General features: G+C 67.7%; 10 protein-coding genes. 6 read left to right on the top strand and 4 right to left on the bottom strand.

Annotated elements, in window-relative coordinates; all coding sequences use genetic code 11:
* The first annotated feature begins 472 nt into the window (after positions 1–472).
* Together WKW80_RS22220 and WKW80_RS22215 are read left to right on the top strand one after the other, a co-directional pair.
* Positions 473–1,102, top strand: coding sequence for an SOS response-associated peptidase family protein (locus WKW80_RS22220; RefSeq protein WP_340365747.1), 630 nt, complete (start codon positions 473–475; stop codon positions 1,100–1,102).
* A gap of 83 nt (positions 1,103–1,185) precedes the next feature.
* Positions 1,186–1,437 (top strand): DUF3297 family protein, encoded by a 252-nt coding sequence (locus WKW80_RS22215; protein ID WP_340365746.1) that lies wholly within the window; start codon positions 1,186–1,188, stop codon positions 1,435–1,437.
* 78 nt (positions 1,438–1,515) lie between these two features.
* On the opposite strand, the gene WKW80_RS22210 is transcribed toward WKW80_RS22215, so the two are convergent.
* From WKW80_RS22210 to phnD, 3 genes are all read right to left on the bottom strand, one after another.
* Positions 1,516–1,899 carry a hypothetical protein gene (locus WKW80_RS22210; protein WP_340365745.1) on the bottom strand — a complete coding sequence of 128 codons (384 nt, stop codon included), beginning with the start codon at positions 1,897–1,899 and terminating at the stop codon, positions 1,516–1,518.
* Between the two features lie 485 nt (positions 1,900–2,384).
* Positions 2,385–2,834, bottom strand: coding sequence for an SRPBCC family protein (locus WKW80_RS22205; RefSeq protein WP_340365744.1), 450 nt, complete (start codon positions 2,832–2,834; stop codon positions 2,385–2,387).
* A 57-nt stretch (positions 2,835–2,891) separates the two neighbouring features.
* Complete coding sequence (phnD, locus tag WKW80_RS22200) at positions 2,892–3,926, bottom strand: phosphate/phosphite/phosphonate ABC transporter substrate-binding protein (RefSeq protein ID WP_422822950.1); 1,035 nt, start codon at positions 3,924–3,926, stop codon at positions 2,892–2,894.
* 254 nt (positions 3,927–4,180) lie between these two features.
* Here phnD and WKW80_RS22195 point away from each other — a divergent pair, with 254 nt between their 5' ends.
* The 4 genes from WKW80_RS22195 (at position 4,181) to WKW80_RS22180 (ending at position 10,037) form a co-directional block, all read left to right on the top strand.
* Positions 4,181–6,034 (top strand): ATP-binding response regulator, encoded by a 1,854-nt coding sequence (locus WKW80_RS22195; protein ID WP_340365742.1) that lies wholly within the window; start codon positions 4,181–4,183, stop codon positions 6,032–6,034.
* 196 nt (positions 6,035–6,230) lie between these two features.
* The gene (locus WKW80_RS22190) at positions 6,231–7,277 is read left to right on the top strand and encodes an ABC transporter substrate-binding protein (protein ID WP_340365741.1); all 1,047 of its coding nucleotides are present in this window, start codon (positions 6,231–6,233) and stop codon (positions 7,275–7,277) included.
* Entirely contained in the window at positions 7,274–9,241 is a 1,968-nt protein-coding gene (locus WKW80_RS22185; protein WP_340365740.1) for a hybrid sensor histidine kinase/response regulator, read from the top strand. The genes WKW80_RS22190 and WKW80_RS22185 overlap by 4 nt, the downstream gene beginning before the upstream one ends.
* A gap of 7 nt (positions 9,242–9,248) precedes the next feature.
* Positions 9,249–10,037 carry a hypothetical protein gene (locus WKW80_RS22180; protein WP_340365739.1) on the top strand — a complete coding sequence of 263 codons (789 nt, stop codon included), beginning with the start codon at positions 9,249–9,251 and terminating at the stop codon, positions 10,035–10,037.
* Here WKW80_RS22180 and WKW80_RS22175 read toward each other — a convergent pair.
* Entirely contained in the window at positions 10,034–15,622 is a 5,589-nt protein-coding gene (locus tag WKW80_RS22175; protein WP_340365738.1) for a two-partner secretion domain-containing protein, read from the bottom strand. The two genes, WKW80_RS22180 and WKW80_RS22175, sit on opposite strands and share 4 nt — an antisense overlap.
* Positions 15,623–15,745 lie beyond the last annotated feature (123 nt).

The raw sequence follows: 15,745 nt of genomic DNA, 5'->3' as shown, positions 1-15,745 counted from the left end.
AGGCGAGGATGCAAACGCAGGCCGCAAGAACACATCGCTGGATCCGGATTCGCGCCATCATCGGAACCTCCAATGCACGATGCGAATTGCCGCATGGCGTCGGTTTTGGACCCGTCGCGAGAATTCAACGCGCGGGGCAAGAGTAGCTACAAAGCTTTGCCAAATCAACAATCTGACGCAATGACGATCGTGATCGAGCGCTCGACCGTCTCGATCTGCGAATGCCTTGCGCGCCGGTCAGCGTCCAGCCGCTGGTTGAGCGCGCCATCGCCACCTTGCGGGCGGCCCGCTTGAACTGCTCCACCGAATGGAGAACTTTTGTTCTCGCAAGCCGCTTGCCGTGCACCGCCCACCTGCAAAAAGTATGGGATTGTGTGCATCAATGACGGTTCGGGCACGACCTGGCTCGGTAAAAATCGGAATCGCGACACTCTCACACACCCGCGAGCCGGAATCCCCTCCGACCCACCACATGACGATCGTCTACGAGTCCGCGCTAGATCTGCGCCATTACCAGCAGCGATTCCAACTGGCCTGTGCTGCACCTGCACCATTTGTTCGGCCGGGCGATCGGGGCTTGTTCGTGCGTCGCCCGCGCGGTGACCGGGGCGGTGCGTCGCCCGATTCGCGCTACGAGGCGGCGCAAGGCCGGTGGGGGCTCATTCCGCTGTTCGCCAACAACCGGGACTACCCCGCCACCTTCGAGGCGCGTGGCGAATCGGCCGCCGCTGAACGCGATTTCCTGCAGCCCTGGAAGCGGGGCCACCGCTGTATCGTGCTGGCCGACGCGCTCTACCGTCGGGGCGAGAACGACCAACGCATGGTGCGCGTGACGCGTGCCGACGGCCAACCACTCGCTCTCGCAGGACTCTGGAACGGCTGGCGCTCGCCCGAAGGCGAATGCGTGGAGAGCTTCGCGCTGCTCACATTGCCGTCGGAGGAGAAACCGGGCGAGCGCCGTGCGGTGTTCCTGCGCGAAGGATGGCTCGATGACTGGCTGTACTGCCCAGTGGAAGAGGCGGCGGCATGCCTGCGGCCCTACGACCTCAGCAAGCTGGTGCGCGCCCCCGTGGATGGGCCTTCCCTGCGCAGCACCTCGTAGACCACCGCCGGCTTCAGCGTGTCGACGGCTGCCTCGCAGCGACCCGTAGTCGAAAATAGCGGACCCATCAAGGATCCGTGTACATGACTGAAGACGCTCAAACTCCGCCACCGCTTCCCGACCACCTTTCCATCGACCCGCGCAGCCCGCACCACGTCGCCGCCGTGTTCGAGCGTGACATCGGTGTCCGCTTCAACGACAAGGAGCGACTCGACGTAGAGGAATATTGCGTCAGCGAAGGCTGGATCAAGGTAGCCGCCGGGCGCGCGCTCGATCGCAAGGGGAAGCCGCTACTGATCAAGCTGAAGGGGCGGGTGGAGGTGTATTACCGTTGACCTGACCTGGCCTCGCCTGGCTTGACCCGACCTGCCGTGCTGCCCCCCTTCAGGCAGCCCGTGCCGCAAGCCCGCGCTTCACCGGGCGGACAGGTCGTCGATCCTCTCGCCTGCCCGGCAAGCTTCTGCCGCGCGATGCGGCCCCAGTTCAAAGCAATGCGCCGCTGCTGCACGAGCGGCCATCTCTTCCTCGTGCCGCTTTGCCGCGGCAGCGACCTGGAAATCGAGGAGCCACTTCATGACGAGCATCAGAACGATCAGAAAGCCGATCAAGGCGCCGACCAGCGTCGCCCGCCAGTTCCTGCGAAGAGACCGGGATGCAGGAGCAGGCGTCGCAGGATTGCTTGTCGCACCGGGCGCCACGGGGCGACGTCGCGGCGCACTGCCGCGAGTTCGCCGTCGCGGCAAGGTCGTCGCCTCGACCGCTTTGACGACTGCGCGAGAGGATTCACCGATGGCCATGAAATGTCAGAAGCTTCCGTTGAGATTGAATCCGGCGTAACCCTGGACGTGCGACGGCGAGCCCTCGGGCTGGGAGATCGGAGCTCCGACGCTCGAATGGCTCGATAAAAAAACCCGGCACGAAGCCGGGTCAAGCGCTTGCGCGCACGTCGCACAGGGAGAGAGCAGAAACGCGACGGGTCGCAAGACCGACCGCAGTGTATGCGAGCGCACACTGACACCGGCGCCATGCGGACAGACATTCGCGTGCGATGAAAGATCCCGTGACTTACTGCCGAATCCGAAGGTCGCCGTCGTGCCCTTATTACAACGGGGCGTCTCGACTACGAAAAGGGCCTGCGCCTCTGCTCGCCACGCGGCGGGCCATCGAGCACCCATTGCCGCATGGACCCTATCGGTCTTGCGCGGTTCTGTTCCACGCGGTAGCGCTCCGCCTTGCCTCCAGGCCATTGCCAACTTTCAGCGCCAAGTCCAGCCGATGGCGCCTACTTGCTGGCCAACGCCGACTTCCCGGTCTCCAGCAGCGACTTCAGGTTCGACAGGATGCGCGGCCAGCCGTCCGACACGGCCTCGATGAAAGCAGAGCCGGCACGCTGGATGCCGTGGGTGATGGTCAGCTTCACCGTGCCGTCGTCCATCGGCTCCAGTTCCATCGTGCAGCGCGAGTAGCCCTCGGCTTTCATCTCGGGCCGGAACTCGTTGCGCCACCGGATGACGAGGCGCCTGGGCGGATCGACCTCGAGGATTTCGCCGGTGTCCGCGATGCGGCCATCGTCAAATCGCAATTGCCAGGGCGAACCGAGCTTCCAGTCGCACACGACGTCCATGCCGAACCAGTACTGCCGTGTGAATTCCGGACTGGTGAGCGCCAGCCACAACGCCGACGGCGTGCTGCGGATGTAGGTGACATAGCGGAAAGTCGATTGATCAGTCATTTGCGATTGCCTTGGAGCTTGTGTTTCGGCGATGGGAGTGCCGCGAGGCGAGGCGGGTCACTGTTCCTTCAATACCGCCAACTGCTGCGCATACCCGCTCTCGATGCGCTGCAACCGCGCCTGCTTTGCCGCCTCGTTCACCCACTGCGCGGTCAGCGCGTTCTGCTTTGCCAGTTGATAGGCCAGCCGGGCCGCGGGCAGCAGCGACGCATTGTCGGCCGCCAGGAAGCCCGCCAGGTCATGCAGCGACTTCAGCGTAGCGCGCTCGCTGTCGCCAGCCGGGCCTTTCGCCTTGCCGTATTGGGTGAGGAACGCCTGGACCTTGCGCTGGAACTCTGCCGGGTACTCGCGCCGCACGACGATCTGCGCATGCGGGATCAGGTCGGACTGCCACACGGTCTGCAAGCGCTGCGCCTCGGCCGGGAATTGCTGGGTAAAGCGCTCGAAGTCGGCGGTGTTGTTGGTCGCGACGTCAGCCTCGCCGTTGGCGACCGCGAGCGCGGTGGTCTGGTGCGTTCCGACCACCTCGCTCCTGAAGCGCGTCTCCATCTCGATCTTGTTCGGCAAGAACAGTTGAAGCTGCGGCACGATGAAGCCCGACACCGATCGGCTCTCGCCGCGCGCCAGCCGCCAGCGACCGGGATCGTCGAGCACCTCTTTCAACGTGGTCGGCGCGCCAACCTTGCGCGTAAGCAGTGTTGCGCGGTAGCCGGGCAGGCCATCATGGCGCGTGACCTGCGCGACAACCTTCATGCGCCGCTGGGTGACGGTATCCAGCGCCATCTTGCCGGACAGGAAAGCCATGTCGACCTCGTCGCGCTCTATGGCGCGCTCCAGCGCTTCATACGAGGTGACCGACAGCACCGACACCGGCCGGCCCAGCGCACGGCTCATGTCGGCCAGCAGCGGCTCCCAGTCATTGCGCGACTCGAAAGCGCCGCCAAGGGGCAGAATGCCGAAGCGCACCGGCGCCGTCGGGCTGGTGGCGCCGTCGGCCGACGCGGGCCGCGCCGCCGCAAGCAACCCGAGGCAGAACGCCATCGCGGCGGCGAGGACCACGCGCCTCCAACTGGCCTGGCGATGGGCGACCATCGGCACGATGTGGCGAACGATTGAAACCTGCATCTGTCTTCGGACCGAGGCGATGAAAGGGTCGATGGTTGGAGCGGCAGAGGGGCCCGACCCATGGGGCTGGTCAAATGGGGAGGGCGGGGACCACAATTAAATACCATCCGGGTCAGCACTTCGTGACGTTTTTCACTATCCCCTGACACCTGCAACAGTTGATGACACCTGACGCTGCAGCTCCTTCTCCTTCGCCCGCCCTTCCCGCCCGGGCGCTCCGGATGCTCACCCGGTTTTCGCTGGCGCAGCAACTGGTTTTGCTGGCTTTGCTGCCGGCCATTGTCGCCACGATGGGCGCCATCGCGGTGCTGACCCGGCAGCATCTTGGCAGCGTCAACAACCTGATGCGGGCCAATGGCCAGACGGTCGCGCTGCAGGTGGCGGCCATGGCGCAGACGCCGCTGGCGCGCATGGACCGGCGTGCCCTGTTGCGTGCCGCGCAGTCCGGCAGCGCGCAGCCGCAGGTGCAGCGCGTGCAGATCTGGACCCACGACGGCGAGATCGTGGCCGACGCGGCGAGCCCCGAGTCGGGCAAGGCGGAAGGCCTGCAGGTCGTGGCCCCTGTCGTCAGCGACGACGGCAGCCCCACCGGCAAGGTGATGGTGGAGATCAGCCTCGACGCGGTGCAGAAGGCCAAGAACAGCGTGTGGTTCAACGTGTTCGTGGTGCTTGCGGCGAGCCTGATCGGCGTCGGGCTGGCGGCTTGGTGGGCCGCGCGGCGGATCAGTGCGCCGATCCGTGAACTCGGCGAGGCGGTGGACCGACTGGGCGCCGGCAAGGATGCCAGCGTCCAGGTCACGGGCACGACCGAAGTGCGACGGCTGCAGCACGGCTTCAACCAGGCCGCGCGCGCCCTGGTCGAGAGCCAGCGGCTGCTGCAAAGCCGCATCCTCCAGGCCACGGCAGAACTGGCCAGCAAGAACCAGCAACTCGAAGTCGCGAGCCAGGCCAAGACCCGGCTGCTGGCCGCCGCGAGCCACGACTTGCGCCAGCCGCTCCATGCGCTCACGTTGTTCTCCGACGGGCTTTCGAGCGGCGAGACCGACCCGCTGAAGCTGCAACGCATCGGCCACATCAAGGAATGCGTGGATTCGCTCGATCGGCTTTTCTCGGAACTGCTGAACCTGTCGCAACTCGATGCGGGCGTGCTGCAGCCGCAGTGGATCGACTTCCCGCTGGACCGCCTGTTCGATGAAATCAGCCGCAACTTCCGCGCCGTGGCCGAGCAGCAGAACCTGCGGCTGGTGGTGCGCAAGACCGACCTCTGGGTGCGCAGTGACTACGTGATGCTGTCGCGCATCCTGAACAACCTGGTGTCGAACTCGCTGCGCCATACGGTCGAGGGTGGCGTGCTGATCGGCGCGCGGCGACGCGGCAAGGGCGTGCGCATCGATGTGTGCGATACCGGCGTCGGCATCGCGCTGCAACACCAGAAGCGGGTGTTCGAGGAGTTCTTTCAAATCGCGCCGCAACGCAGCGCCGGCGCGCGCGGCATGGGGCTGGGGCTCGCCACCGTACAACGCCTGGCGACTCTGCTCAACACGCGCGTCGAACTCAGCTCGGTGCCGCGGCGCGGCACCATCGTGCGCGTGATGGTCCGCTCGGCATTGCCGGCCGAGGCGACTGCCCCGGTGATCAGCGGCGGCACCACTCCTGAAAACGAAAGCAGCCTGGCCGGCGTACGCGTGCTGGTGATCGACGACGAGCGCACCATCCTCGAAGGCCTGCAGGTGGTGCTGTCGAACTGGGGCGCCGACGTGATGGCCGCGCAAAGCCGCGACGAAGCGCTGGCGCTGGCCGACCACTGGGACCGCCCGCCCGACGTGGTGGTGAGCGACCTGCTGCTGCGCGAGGGCGACAACGGACTCGATGTGCTGGCGGCGTTGGAACGACATCCACGCGGCATCGGCGTGGGCACAGCCCGCCTGCTGGTGACCGGCGAGACCAAGCCCGACCGGCTGCGCGAGGTGGCCAGCGCGGGCGTCGCGGTGCTCTACAAGCCGGTGTCGCCGCGCGTGCTGCGGCAGGCCATCGCGGCGCAGCTTGCAGCCCTGGCAAGCGCCGCCGACCACTGACGTCGACTGACCACGCGCTGACCAGATACAGGGGGTTTGCGTGCCCTAGTGCGTTGGCCATAGGTCCATTGGCCGATGCTTCTTCAAGCTGCCGCAGGGTGCCCAACTTGGGGCTTGCAGACATAACTCCTCTGCCTTATCGCGCAACCGCAGTGCGCTCCTTACATTGGGTTTAACTACCACTGCTGTGCAGTTCATGTTCCCCAAACCCATTACCGCGGCCGGTTGCAAGGTATGGCTCACGTTGCTGTGCCTGGCCTTGGCTTCGCTGCCCGCGATGCGGGCGCGCGCAATGGGGATCACGGTATTGCAGGCGGATGACTTGCCGGCACACACGGAGTTTGTGCGGCAGTTGAAGGACTCGCAAGAACCGGGCGGCCGGTTCGCGCTCGAGCGCGTGGGCGCGGAGGCCGTCGCCATCGCGGCCGCGAGCTCCGACGTGTCCGCGAGTGCGGAAGACGACCGGATGCTCGCCGGCGTGCGCACGCGCGGCGCGCGAAGCAACGCCAACGCCAATGGCAGCAGCAGCGGCCTGGTCGATTCGATCTGCGTCGCGGTGGGCCTCGATGCCGCAAAGGCCGCGCTGGACCGGCCCGGCACTGAACCGCTGGTGCTCGCGATGCTGAGCCGCCTCGACTATGAAGGCCTCAAGGGCCATCCTGCGCTGCGCCGGATCGACCGCCGCGTCGGCGTGTTGTTGCGCGACCCGGCCATGGCCGACCAGATCGCACTGGTGGACGCGGTGCTGCCGCGCAAGCGCCGGCTGGGCATGGTCGCCACGAGCGAATCGGACCCCTTGCTGCGCGAAGTGCAACGGGCCGCGCCGGGATGGGACCTGCAGATCGAATACGCGCCCGATGCACGCTCGGTCGCCGGAGCAATCAAGGCGCTGCTGCCGAAGAGCGACGCACTGCTGGTACTGCCCGACCTGATCGGCAACGACCAGGCCGCCACGCTCGCCGTGTTGCGCGCTGCCGCGACGGCCGGCGTGCCGGTGTTCGGCGCGAGCGATGGACTGGTGCGCTCCGGCGGCCTTGCGGCCGCGGTATCGACACCCACCCTGCTCGCCAAGCAGGCACGCGCCCTGGGCAACAAGGTGGCAGCAGGCGGCGGCAGCGGCGCCGCGCTGGTCGAACCTGCCACGCCGGCCACGGTGCGGGTCAACACCACCGTTGCGCGGGCGCTGGGCCTGCGCCTGCCCGACGAGCGCGAGCTGACCGAACGTGTCCTGGCGGTTCGATGATGGCCCGCAGCCCCGCCCGGGCCGCCCGCGCCGCGGCGAACAACACCGTATCCGCGACGTTGCAGCAACAGCGCACGCCGCTGGAGGTGCGCGGCAACCTGCAGCACGACTTGCTGCGGCTGGGCCTGGTGCCTTGCGCCGTCGCCGCGCTGGCACTCACCACCTGGTTCACGCAGAGCCGGCTCTCGGCGCTCGACGCCGCCTTCAATGCCGACGGCCAGGCCGTGGCACTGCAAGTGGCCGCGATGTCGGACCTGAGCCTTTACGCGGGCGACATGCCGGCGCTGCAGAACGTCGCCAACGCCGCACTGCGCGGCGGCCAGGTCACGCGCATCGAGATCAGCAACAGCGCCGGCGTCTACGTCAGTGCCGGGCGCAACACGGCTGCGGTCGATCAATTGCGCGTCTATACCGCGCCCGTCACCCTGCGCGAAGCATCGCGGGCCGCGGCCTTCTCGCCCGCAGGCGCGACCACGGCCGGGCAGGCCCCGATCGGATTGGTGCAGGCCTTCCGCGACACCACCGCCTACACGCGGGAACGGATTATTTCGCTCATGACAGGCATCGGCATCGCACTGCTGACCTTGCTGCTGGCATGGGCCGCGGTGCGCCACATGGCGCGCACCGTGACGCGCCCGCTGCGCCGCATCTCGCGCACGGTGGCGCAGCTGGAAGCCGGGCAATTCGACGCGCGCTGCGAAGTCGTCGGCAGCAAGGAGTCGCCCACGCGCGGGCATGAACTGGCGTGGCTGGCACATGACATCAACCGCCTTGCCGAACGATTGCAGCGCAACCAGCAGATCAGCGAGGAACGCGTGCGCGAGGCCACTTCGGTCGCGTTGGAGCGCATGGCCGAAGCCGAGCAGGCCGCGCTGTCCCGCGCCCGCTTCCTGGCAGCGGCCAGCCACGACCTGCGCCAGCCGCTGCATGCCATGGGCCTGTTCATCGACGGCCTGATGCCGACGGCAACCGCCTCCCAGCGCCCCGCCATCCAACGGCTGCAGGAGAGCACCGGCTTCATGGGCGTGCTGCTGGACGACTTGCTCGAGATCTCGCGGCTCGACGCGCAGGTGTTGACGCCGAGCATGGCCACGGTGCCGCTGGAGGCGCTGTTCGACCAGTTGGCGGCACAGCACGCGGCGCAGGCCGCCGAGGCGCACGTGCGGCTGATCTGGAAGCCGCGCGGACTGGCCGTGCGCAGCGACCCGGCCTTGCTCATGCGCGTGCTCGGCAACCTCGTCGCGAACGCGATCCGGCATGCGCCCGAGCGGACCGTCATGGTCGTCGCGCGCCGCCGCGGCGAGCGCGTTGCCATCGAGGTGCGCGACAACGGCGTGGGCATTGCGCCGATCCACCAGGCGCGCATCTTCGAGGAGTTCTACCAGGTGGCCAACACCGAGCGCGACCGGCGCCAGGGCTTCGGCCTGGGCCTGGCGATTTGCGCGCGCATCGCCGCGTTGCTCGGCACCCGCATCTCGCTGCGCTCCGCCCTGCAGGCCGGCAGCACCTTCTCGCTCAAGCTGCCGCGTGCCGAAGCCGTCGCCGTGCCGGTGCGCGTACCCGAGGCGCAGCCGCCGGCGCCGCTCGCCGGCCTGCACTGCCTGGTGCTGGACGACGACCCGGTCATCCTCGACGGCAGCCGCACGCTGTTGTCGCAATGGGGCTGCGTCGTCGACTGCGTGGCCACCGCGGCCGAGGCGCAAGCGCTGTTGGCCAAGCCCGGCAACCCGTTCGACGCCATCCTGTGCGACCTGCAACTGGCCGGCGACGACGACGGCATGACCGTGATCCGCAGCGCCCGCAACCTGCAGCCCAGAGCCTTGGCCGTGCTGATCTCCGGCGCCACCGGCCCCGACGTGCTGCAGCGCCTGCGCCAGGAAGGCGTCTTGCTGCTGACCAAGCCGGTGGCGCCGGCGAAGCTGCGCGCGCTGTTGTCGACGCGGCGGGTCGCGGTGTCGGCATGATCGGCGCATGCTCCCCCTGAACGCACTCCAAGGCATCCGCCCCTTCATCGCCACGCCCAACTACGGCGGCATGCTCACGTCGATCTACGTGCGCAGCCTGCTCGGGCTGGGCAACCTGGCGTGGACCCATGGCTTCTCGATGCAGACGCGCTTTCTCGACGGCGACAGCCTGGTCACGCGGGCGCGCAACAGGCTGGTGGCCGAGTTCATGGCCGACACGCGATGGACGCATCTGTTCTGGATCGACGCCGACATCGGCTTCGAGCCCGAGGCTGCATTGCGCCTGCTGAGGGCCGGCCGCGAGGTGGTGGCCGGCATCTATCCCTTCAAGACCGATGGATGGCCTGTGGACGGCCTGCAGGCGCCGTTGCCCGCGGGCAGCACGCGCGCCGACTTCGAAGCGACGCACGCGCAGTTCCCGCTCAACGCCTTGGCGCAGGCCCGCACGGTCGATGCGGATGGCTTTGTCGAGGTGCTGGATGCGCCCACGGGCTTCATGCTGATCGAGCGCTCGGTGTTCACGCGGCTGGCCGCGGCCATGCCGGAACTGCGCTACACGCCCGACCGTTCGCTCGACACGCGCGCCGCCGATTGGCCGCACTACCGCTTCTTCGACGTGATGGCCGAGCCCGGCAACGGGCGCTACCTGACCGAGGACTATGCGTTCTGTCGGCGCTGGCAATCGATCGGCGGCAGCGTGTTCGCGGACACGCATTCGCGTCTGGAGCACCAGGGGTTGCGCACGTACACAGGCGACCTGCAGCGCGCGCTCGAGGTGCGCGCTGGACGAGTCTAGAAATCCGCGCAGCCGTTGCGCCGCTCCGTGCTGACGCAGTTCAGCAAGTTGGGCCGCGAGCGCACGCGTGACCATTCGCGTGCGAGCATGTCGCCGCCCTGTTCCGCACGGTCGGCGTCGAGCGGGCCGGTGGCCAGGCAGATCGGCGCCTGGCCGAGGTTGCGGTCGTAGACATACGTGGTGGGTTCCTCGCGCAGCACGTCCGGCTTGGGCAGCGCCGTGAAGTCCGTCCGCCGTATGACGACCGGCGCCAGTGGTGGTCTCGCGGGTGGCGGTGGTGGTTCCACTGGTGGCGGTGGTGGTGCCGGCGTCACCGTCAATTGGCCCGGCACGACGCTGAACGCATATCCCGCAAGCGATACGAAATTGATGCCGTCGATCGAATAGAGACCGGCCGGACTGGTGCGGTCGGCCGCTGAACTTGCGTTGCCGCTGAACGCCGCGTTGGTATCGCCGAGGATGAGCCCTGTCACGCTGAACGTGAACGGCGGGTTGTCCGTGCCGGCCTGGCGCGACGCGTTGTCGATGATCACAGTGGCCGTCGGTTGCTGCGTGTAGACGAAGTGGTTGTCGGTCGGCGACACCGTCACCTTGCACAGGCCGAGGTAGGCGCAGTTGTAGTAGTTGGGCCGCGGCCCGGATCCGGCCAGGCCGCCGCGCGTTTCGCCGACCCAGGAGTTGGCCCAGATGCGCCACGGCGCGCCGCTGAGGGTGAAGCTGCCTGCGTTCTGGAAGGTGGCCGCGGCGACCAGGTCGGCCGACGTGGTGCTGCTCACATTGGTGGCCAGGACGAGGTCGCCAGCCAGGGTGCGCACCAGCACCTGGTCAGCCGCCATCGAGGTCGCGGCGAACGGCTGTGGAAGGTTGCCGGCCGCATCGAAGCCCGTGACCGTGACCGCGCCGATCGCCACGCTGTCGGCATCGACATAGGTGAAACTGCCCGCGGCGCCGCCGCCTACCGTGTCGGCGCTGACGTTGTTGGCCGTGTTGTCCAGCACCACGTTGCCGCCGCTCGACGTCGCCAGCAGCTTGTTCGCCGTGATCGGCGCGCCGGCGGTCTGCGTGATGTTGCCGCCGCTGATGAGGCCGAGTTGCGGCACCGACACCGGCGCGGTCAGGTTGATGTTGCCGCCGCCACCGTTCTGCAGCGTGAGGTTCGATGCCAGGAGCAACGGGCCCACCACGTTGATGTCGCCAGCGTGCGCATTGCTGCCCGCCACGATGGTCGGCGCTTGCAGCAACGCGAGATCGTCCGCTCCCACCGCAAAGCCTTGCGCGGCCGTGCCGCCCAGGAACATCGGGAGGGTGGTGCGGTCGACCGGCGTGGCCACGTAGGCCTCGGGCAGGCCTTGCAGGTCGACGCCGCCGGGGCGCAGGTTCAGCACGGTCGCCGCGCTCACGGTGGGGCCGGGGACCTGCGCGCCCACCTGCAGCGCGTCCGTGCTGCCGTCGTTCGCGGCACGCAGCACCACGACGTTGTGGCCGGTCACGCGCCCGCCGTCGATGAACAGCGGCGGCCCCTCGGCGAACGGGTTCGGTACCGCCGGCTCGATGGCCACGCCGGCACCGTTGCCCTGCGATTCGCCGGTGATGGTGATGTTGCCGGCGCCGGTGGTGGTGATCGATCCCCGGGCACCGACGTGCACGCCGTCGCCCGACAGGGCGCCGCCCGCCAGCCGCAGCCCGCTGATGTCGATGTCTCCATCGACGGTTTCAAGCGTGGTCGTGTTGAATACCCCGCCGACCACCACGCCATGGCCGGGCGCGGCAAAGCTGTTGGGGGTGTAGCTGCCGATGCCCGTGAGCCTGATGCCGCCGCTGGTGGTGAAGATGCCCGTTGGGTTGTCGTTGGCGTAGAGCGCGATGCCGCTGCTGGAAAGGCTGCTGCCGAAGATGTCGACGTTTCCGGTCGATGTGGAGATGATCGTGCCGTTGATGTCGACCGCGCCGGTGACCTGGGCGAAATCATTTCCCGGCACCACGCTACGGCCTGTCAGCTGCACGTTGCCGCCAGGGTTGGCATCCGTGCCACCGGTGTAGAGGTTGGTGCCGATGATCGACTGGTTGCCGCCGCGCGTGTCGATCAGCGCGAAGTCGAGGCAGACGGCGCAATTGAAGTTCCCTTGCTGGCCCCACGCGCCCTTCATCGTGACATTGCCGCCGTTGCTGTAGATCGACCCTCCGAAGTTGACCTGGCCGCCGCCCGTGGTTGCCGCGCTGTTGTTGGCATCGGCATTGAACACGACGTTCAGTGGGCCGCCAGTGTCGGCAGAGGCGATGGTGCTGCCGAAGCCGAGGATGCTGCGATTGGCATTGAGCGTGAACGTGCGCGTGCCGGCGCCGGTGTAGAGGATCTGCGCGCCATTCAGAAAGATGTTGCCGTCGATCGCAAGGCCGCCGGTACCCGTGTTGATCGTGACGTCGGTGCCGCCGTTCAGCGCGTTGCTGATGTCCGTATCCTGAATGGATGACGCGGCCGTCGGGGTGAACTCACCATTCGTCAGCGTGCCGGTGCCCACGCCTGGGCTGATGGTCACATCGTAGGGGTCGACCAGCCAGGTACCCGCCGTGCCCTTCGGCGCGGAGGCATCGACGCGGATGCCTGCGACCTCGAAAGCGCCGCCCGAGGTTTCGATCATGCCGCCGTTGCCGCCGTTGGCCCCGCCCTTGGCTTCGAACGTGCCGAAAGCCCTGATGGTGTTGTCGCCCTTCGCGAAGATGCTGCCGGCATTGCCCACCGCGCCGGTGGCGTTGACGCGCAGCGTACTCAGGTCGTCGATTTCCAGCACGCCGCTGCTTTGCGCGTCGCCGAATGCATTGGCATGGACGTTGACGGTGCCGCCCCCCGTGGCGCCGCTGCTGTCGACCACGAGGGGTGCGGAGCCTTCGCCGTTCCCGCCCGCGATCTGGATGTTTCGGCCCGTGATGTCGATGTCGCCGCCGCGGCCGGTGCTGCTCGCCGTGCTCAGCGACAGGCCCGGCGGGTTGTCTTCGCCGGTTGCGTTGCAGCACACGGCGCGCAACAGGACGCTGCCATCCTTCCCGTTGATCGTCAGCGTCCCGCTCTCGGCCGTCAAGCTGCCGCCGTTCACGGTGACAGCGGTCGGGTTGCCGAACTGCTGCACCACCGGCGGCGCCTCGCCGGGCTGCAGGACCGCGAAGAAGTCACGGCTGCCCGCCTGGCCTGTTACGGTCAGCGTCTTGCCCACGCCGGCCGAGATGTCGCTGCGGAAAAGCTGGACGCCAGCGAACCCGCTGGCGGGCGGGTTGCCCTCGGGCGGCGGTATCGCGATCCGCTGCAGGTAGTCCTGGTTGAGCATCAGCGCACTGTTGTCGCTGGCGGTTCCTTCGATCCTGACATTGCTGCCGGTGGCGACAGTCGTGTTGTTGAGGGAAATGCCGGGGCCCACCGTGATGCTGTCGGCCACCGGATCGTTCGCGAGCCAACTGCGCGAGCTGCCGACCAGGTTGATGTCGCCGCTGCCGGAGCGCACCGTCGATGCCACGGTCCCCTCGCCGTTGAACAACGAGGTGAAGCCCACGCCCACGGCACTGATGCCGCCGCGCCCCGTGATGTCGATCGCGCCGGCACCGGTGGTGAGCGTGCTGCCATAGGATGCGACGCCGAAGCCGCCCTCCATGAACGTGCTCTCGTTGTCGGCCAAAGCCACACGCGTATAGCCTTCGCCGCGCATGCTGATGCTGCCGCTGCCGCCGCAGGCGTCCTGGCCGGAAGTGCAGGTCGAGAGGTTGGCGCGATTCAGTTCGATGCCCGAAGCCAGCCGCCCGGCACCGGTCGCCACGTCGCCTTCCGCCTGGATGACGTCGCTGACGGCACGTCCCTTCACCGGATCGCTCTGGCCATAGAAATTGATGTTGCCGCCGTTGGTCGAGATGGCCGGACCCGGCGTGCCGAAGTCCGTGCCCGGGCCGACCTGGCTGCCAAGCACGATGGCGCCACGCCGCGGCAATTCGCCAAAAGCCCCGATCACGTCAGGATCGGCGGTCCCCGCCGAGTCTGAGTTGAAGTTCACGTTCAGCGCGCCCTTGGTCGACACGATGCTCGTGTTGTCATTCATCACGATGCTGCGCTTCGAGTTGACGGTGAAGGTGGCCGTGCCGCCGGCATCCTTGAGCAGGTTGGTGCCGTTCGCGAAGGTCACGCCGAAGCCCGGGGAGTCGAGGCCGGCAGTGGCCTGGGATTCCAGCGTCACGTCGGTTCCCCGGCCCAAGGCGCGCCCGACCGTGCCCACCGCCACGGTACTGAGGATCGTGGGATTCACCGCTTGCGTGTCGGGATGCACGAGCAGGTCGCCCTGACCGGATACCTTCCAGCTTCCGTTGGCGCCCCCGCCGGCGCCGCTCGCCGCGATGTCTGCATCGCTGCCGATCGTCACCTGGAAAGCCGAGGTGGTGATCGCACCGCCGTTGCCATCGCCAGCGCCCTTGGCGGAAATCGTGCCGTGTGCTGCGACGTGGCCAAAGGCGCCTTCGCCAGCGCCATCGACGCCCATCACGTCGATGGTGCCGCCATTGCCCGTGGCCAGCGCATCGGCCCTGAGCTTGCTGCCTTCTGCCGCGGTCACTGTGTTGCCGACGACTGTCACCGCGCCCCCGCCCGCCGCACCGCTCGCGTCGACAACCCCCGTCACCGTGACGGGGCCGCCGTTGATGTTGATGGTGCCGCCCTTGGTCCCCGGCGACGCCCCGGTCGCATCGACCGTGCCGCCGACGGCAACGGTCTGCGTGCCGCCGTCCAGCACGATCTCCCCGTTGCGCACGCTCATCGACTGCGCGCGTACGGTGCCGGTCTGGTTGACCACCGTCTGCGCCACCGCGTTCAGGTCGACCCCGGCCACCAGCTGGATGCGCCCGCCATCGGCCTGCAGTGTCCCCTTGTTCTCGACCAGCGCCTTGGCCGCGTCCGCCGAAACCGCGAAGGTCGTCAGCCCGTCGCCATTCGCGTCGATCCCGATCTGGGCCGTGCGCCCCGACAGGAGACCGATGGAGCCCTGCGCCACGTTGATGACGCCGTCGTTGTGCACCTCCGCGCCGATCAGCGCCACGGTGCCCCTGGAGCCGGCATTGATGGTGGTGCTGTTGGTCACGATCCCGGTGCTGTCCGCGGCGCCACCGAACTTGTACTGGCCGGCCAGGAAATCCGTGTCGCTGATGGCCAATGTCGACGCCACCAGGCCACCCACGTTGACGGTCGAGTTCTTCGAGAACGTCACGCCGCTCGGATTCACCAGGAAGACGATGCCGTTGGACCGCAGCGTGCCCATGATGTTGGACTCGCCGCCACCCAGAACGCGATTCAGGATCACGCTCTTCGGGCCGGGCTGGTTGAACACCACCGACCCGCCGACGCCGATCGAGAAAGTGGCCCACTGCGCAACGTCGCGCCCACCGTTTGTGCCCTGCTGCGTGACGACGATCGCAGAAGTGTTGGCACCCGCGATCGAGAGGTTTGGCGAGGTCGTCGAAAAGCCCGACGGGATCTGCGCGAACGCCGATCCGCATCCCATGCAGACGAGTGACATTGCGAGCGGCCGCAGCGCCGGAGTCTTGTTGAATTGCTTCATGTCTGGCCTTCTTCAGAAACTCTTCTGCGCCTGCACGAAGAACTGCGGGTCATGCCCGCCGCCGTCGGTCGTGGCCCGCGGCGTGCCGTCGCGCCACGCGACGGTGGCGTTGATCGAGAAGTT

The sequence above is a fragment of the Variovorax humicola genome (genome assembly GCF_037889915.1).
GTDB classification, from domain to species: Bacteria; Pseudomonadota; Gammaproteobacteria; order Burkholderiales; family Burkholderiaceae_C; genus Variovorax; species Variovorax humicola.
This window is presented reverse-complemented; position numbering and strand designations above follow the sequence as displayed.

What these genes read in the sequence shown, in the direction of transcription:
- WKW80_RS22220 (WP_340365747.1), top strand. Translation starts at nt 473, where the DNA reads ATGACGATCGTCTACGAGTCCGCGCTAGATCTGCGCCATTACCAGCAG.
- WKW80_RS22215 (WP_340365746.1), top strand. Translation starts at nt 1,186, where the DNA reads ATGACTGAAGACGCTCAAACTCCGCCACCGCTTCCCGACCACCTTTCC.
- WKW80_RS22210 (WP_340365745.1), bottom strand. Translation starts at nt 1,899, where the DNA reads ATGGCCATCGGTGAATCCTCTCGCGCAGTCGTCAAAGCGGTCGAGGCG.
- WKW80_RS22205 (WP_340365744.1), bottom strand. Translation starts at nt 2,834, where the DNA reads ATGACTGATCAATCGACTTTCCGCTATGTCACCTACATCCGCAGCACG.
- phnD (WP_422822950.1), bottom strand. Translation starts at nt 3,926, where the DNA reads ATGGTCGCCCATCGCCAGGCCAGTTGGAGGCGCGTGGTCCTCGCCGCC.
- WKW80_RS22195 (WP_340365742.1), top strand. Translation starts at nt 4,181, where the DNA reads ATGCTCACCCGGTTTTCGCTGGCGCAGCAACTGGTTTTGCTGGCTTTG.
- WKW80_RS22190 (WP_340365741.1), top strand. Translation starts at nt 6,231, where the DNA reads ATGTTCCCCAAACCCATTACCGCGGCCGGTTGCAAGGTATGGCTCACG.
- WKW80_RS22185 (WP_340365740.1), top strand. Translation starts at nt 7,274, where the DNA reads ATGATGGCCCGCAGCCCCGCCCGGGCCGCCCGCGCCGCGGCGAACAAC.
- WKW80_RS22180 (WP_340365739.1), top strand. Translation starts at nt 9,249, where the DNA reads ATGCTCCCCCTGAACGCACTCCAAGGCATCCGCCCCTTCATCGCCACG.
- WKW80_RS22175 (WP_340365738.1), bottom strand. Translation starts at nt 15,622, where the DNA reads ATGAAGCAATTCAACAAGACTCCGGCGCTGCGGCCGCTCGCAATGTCA.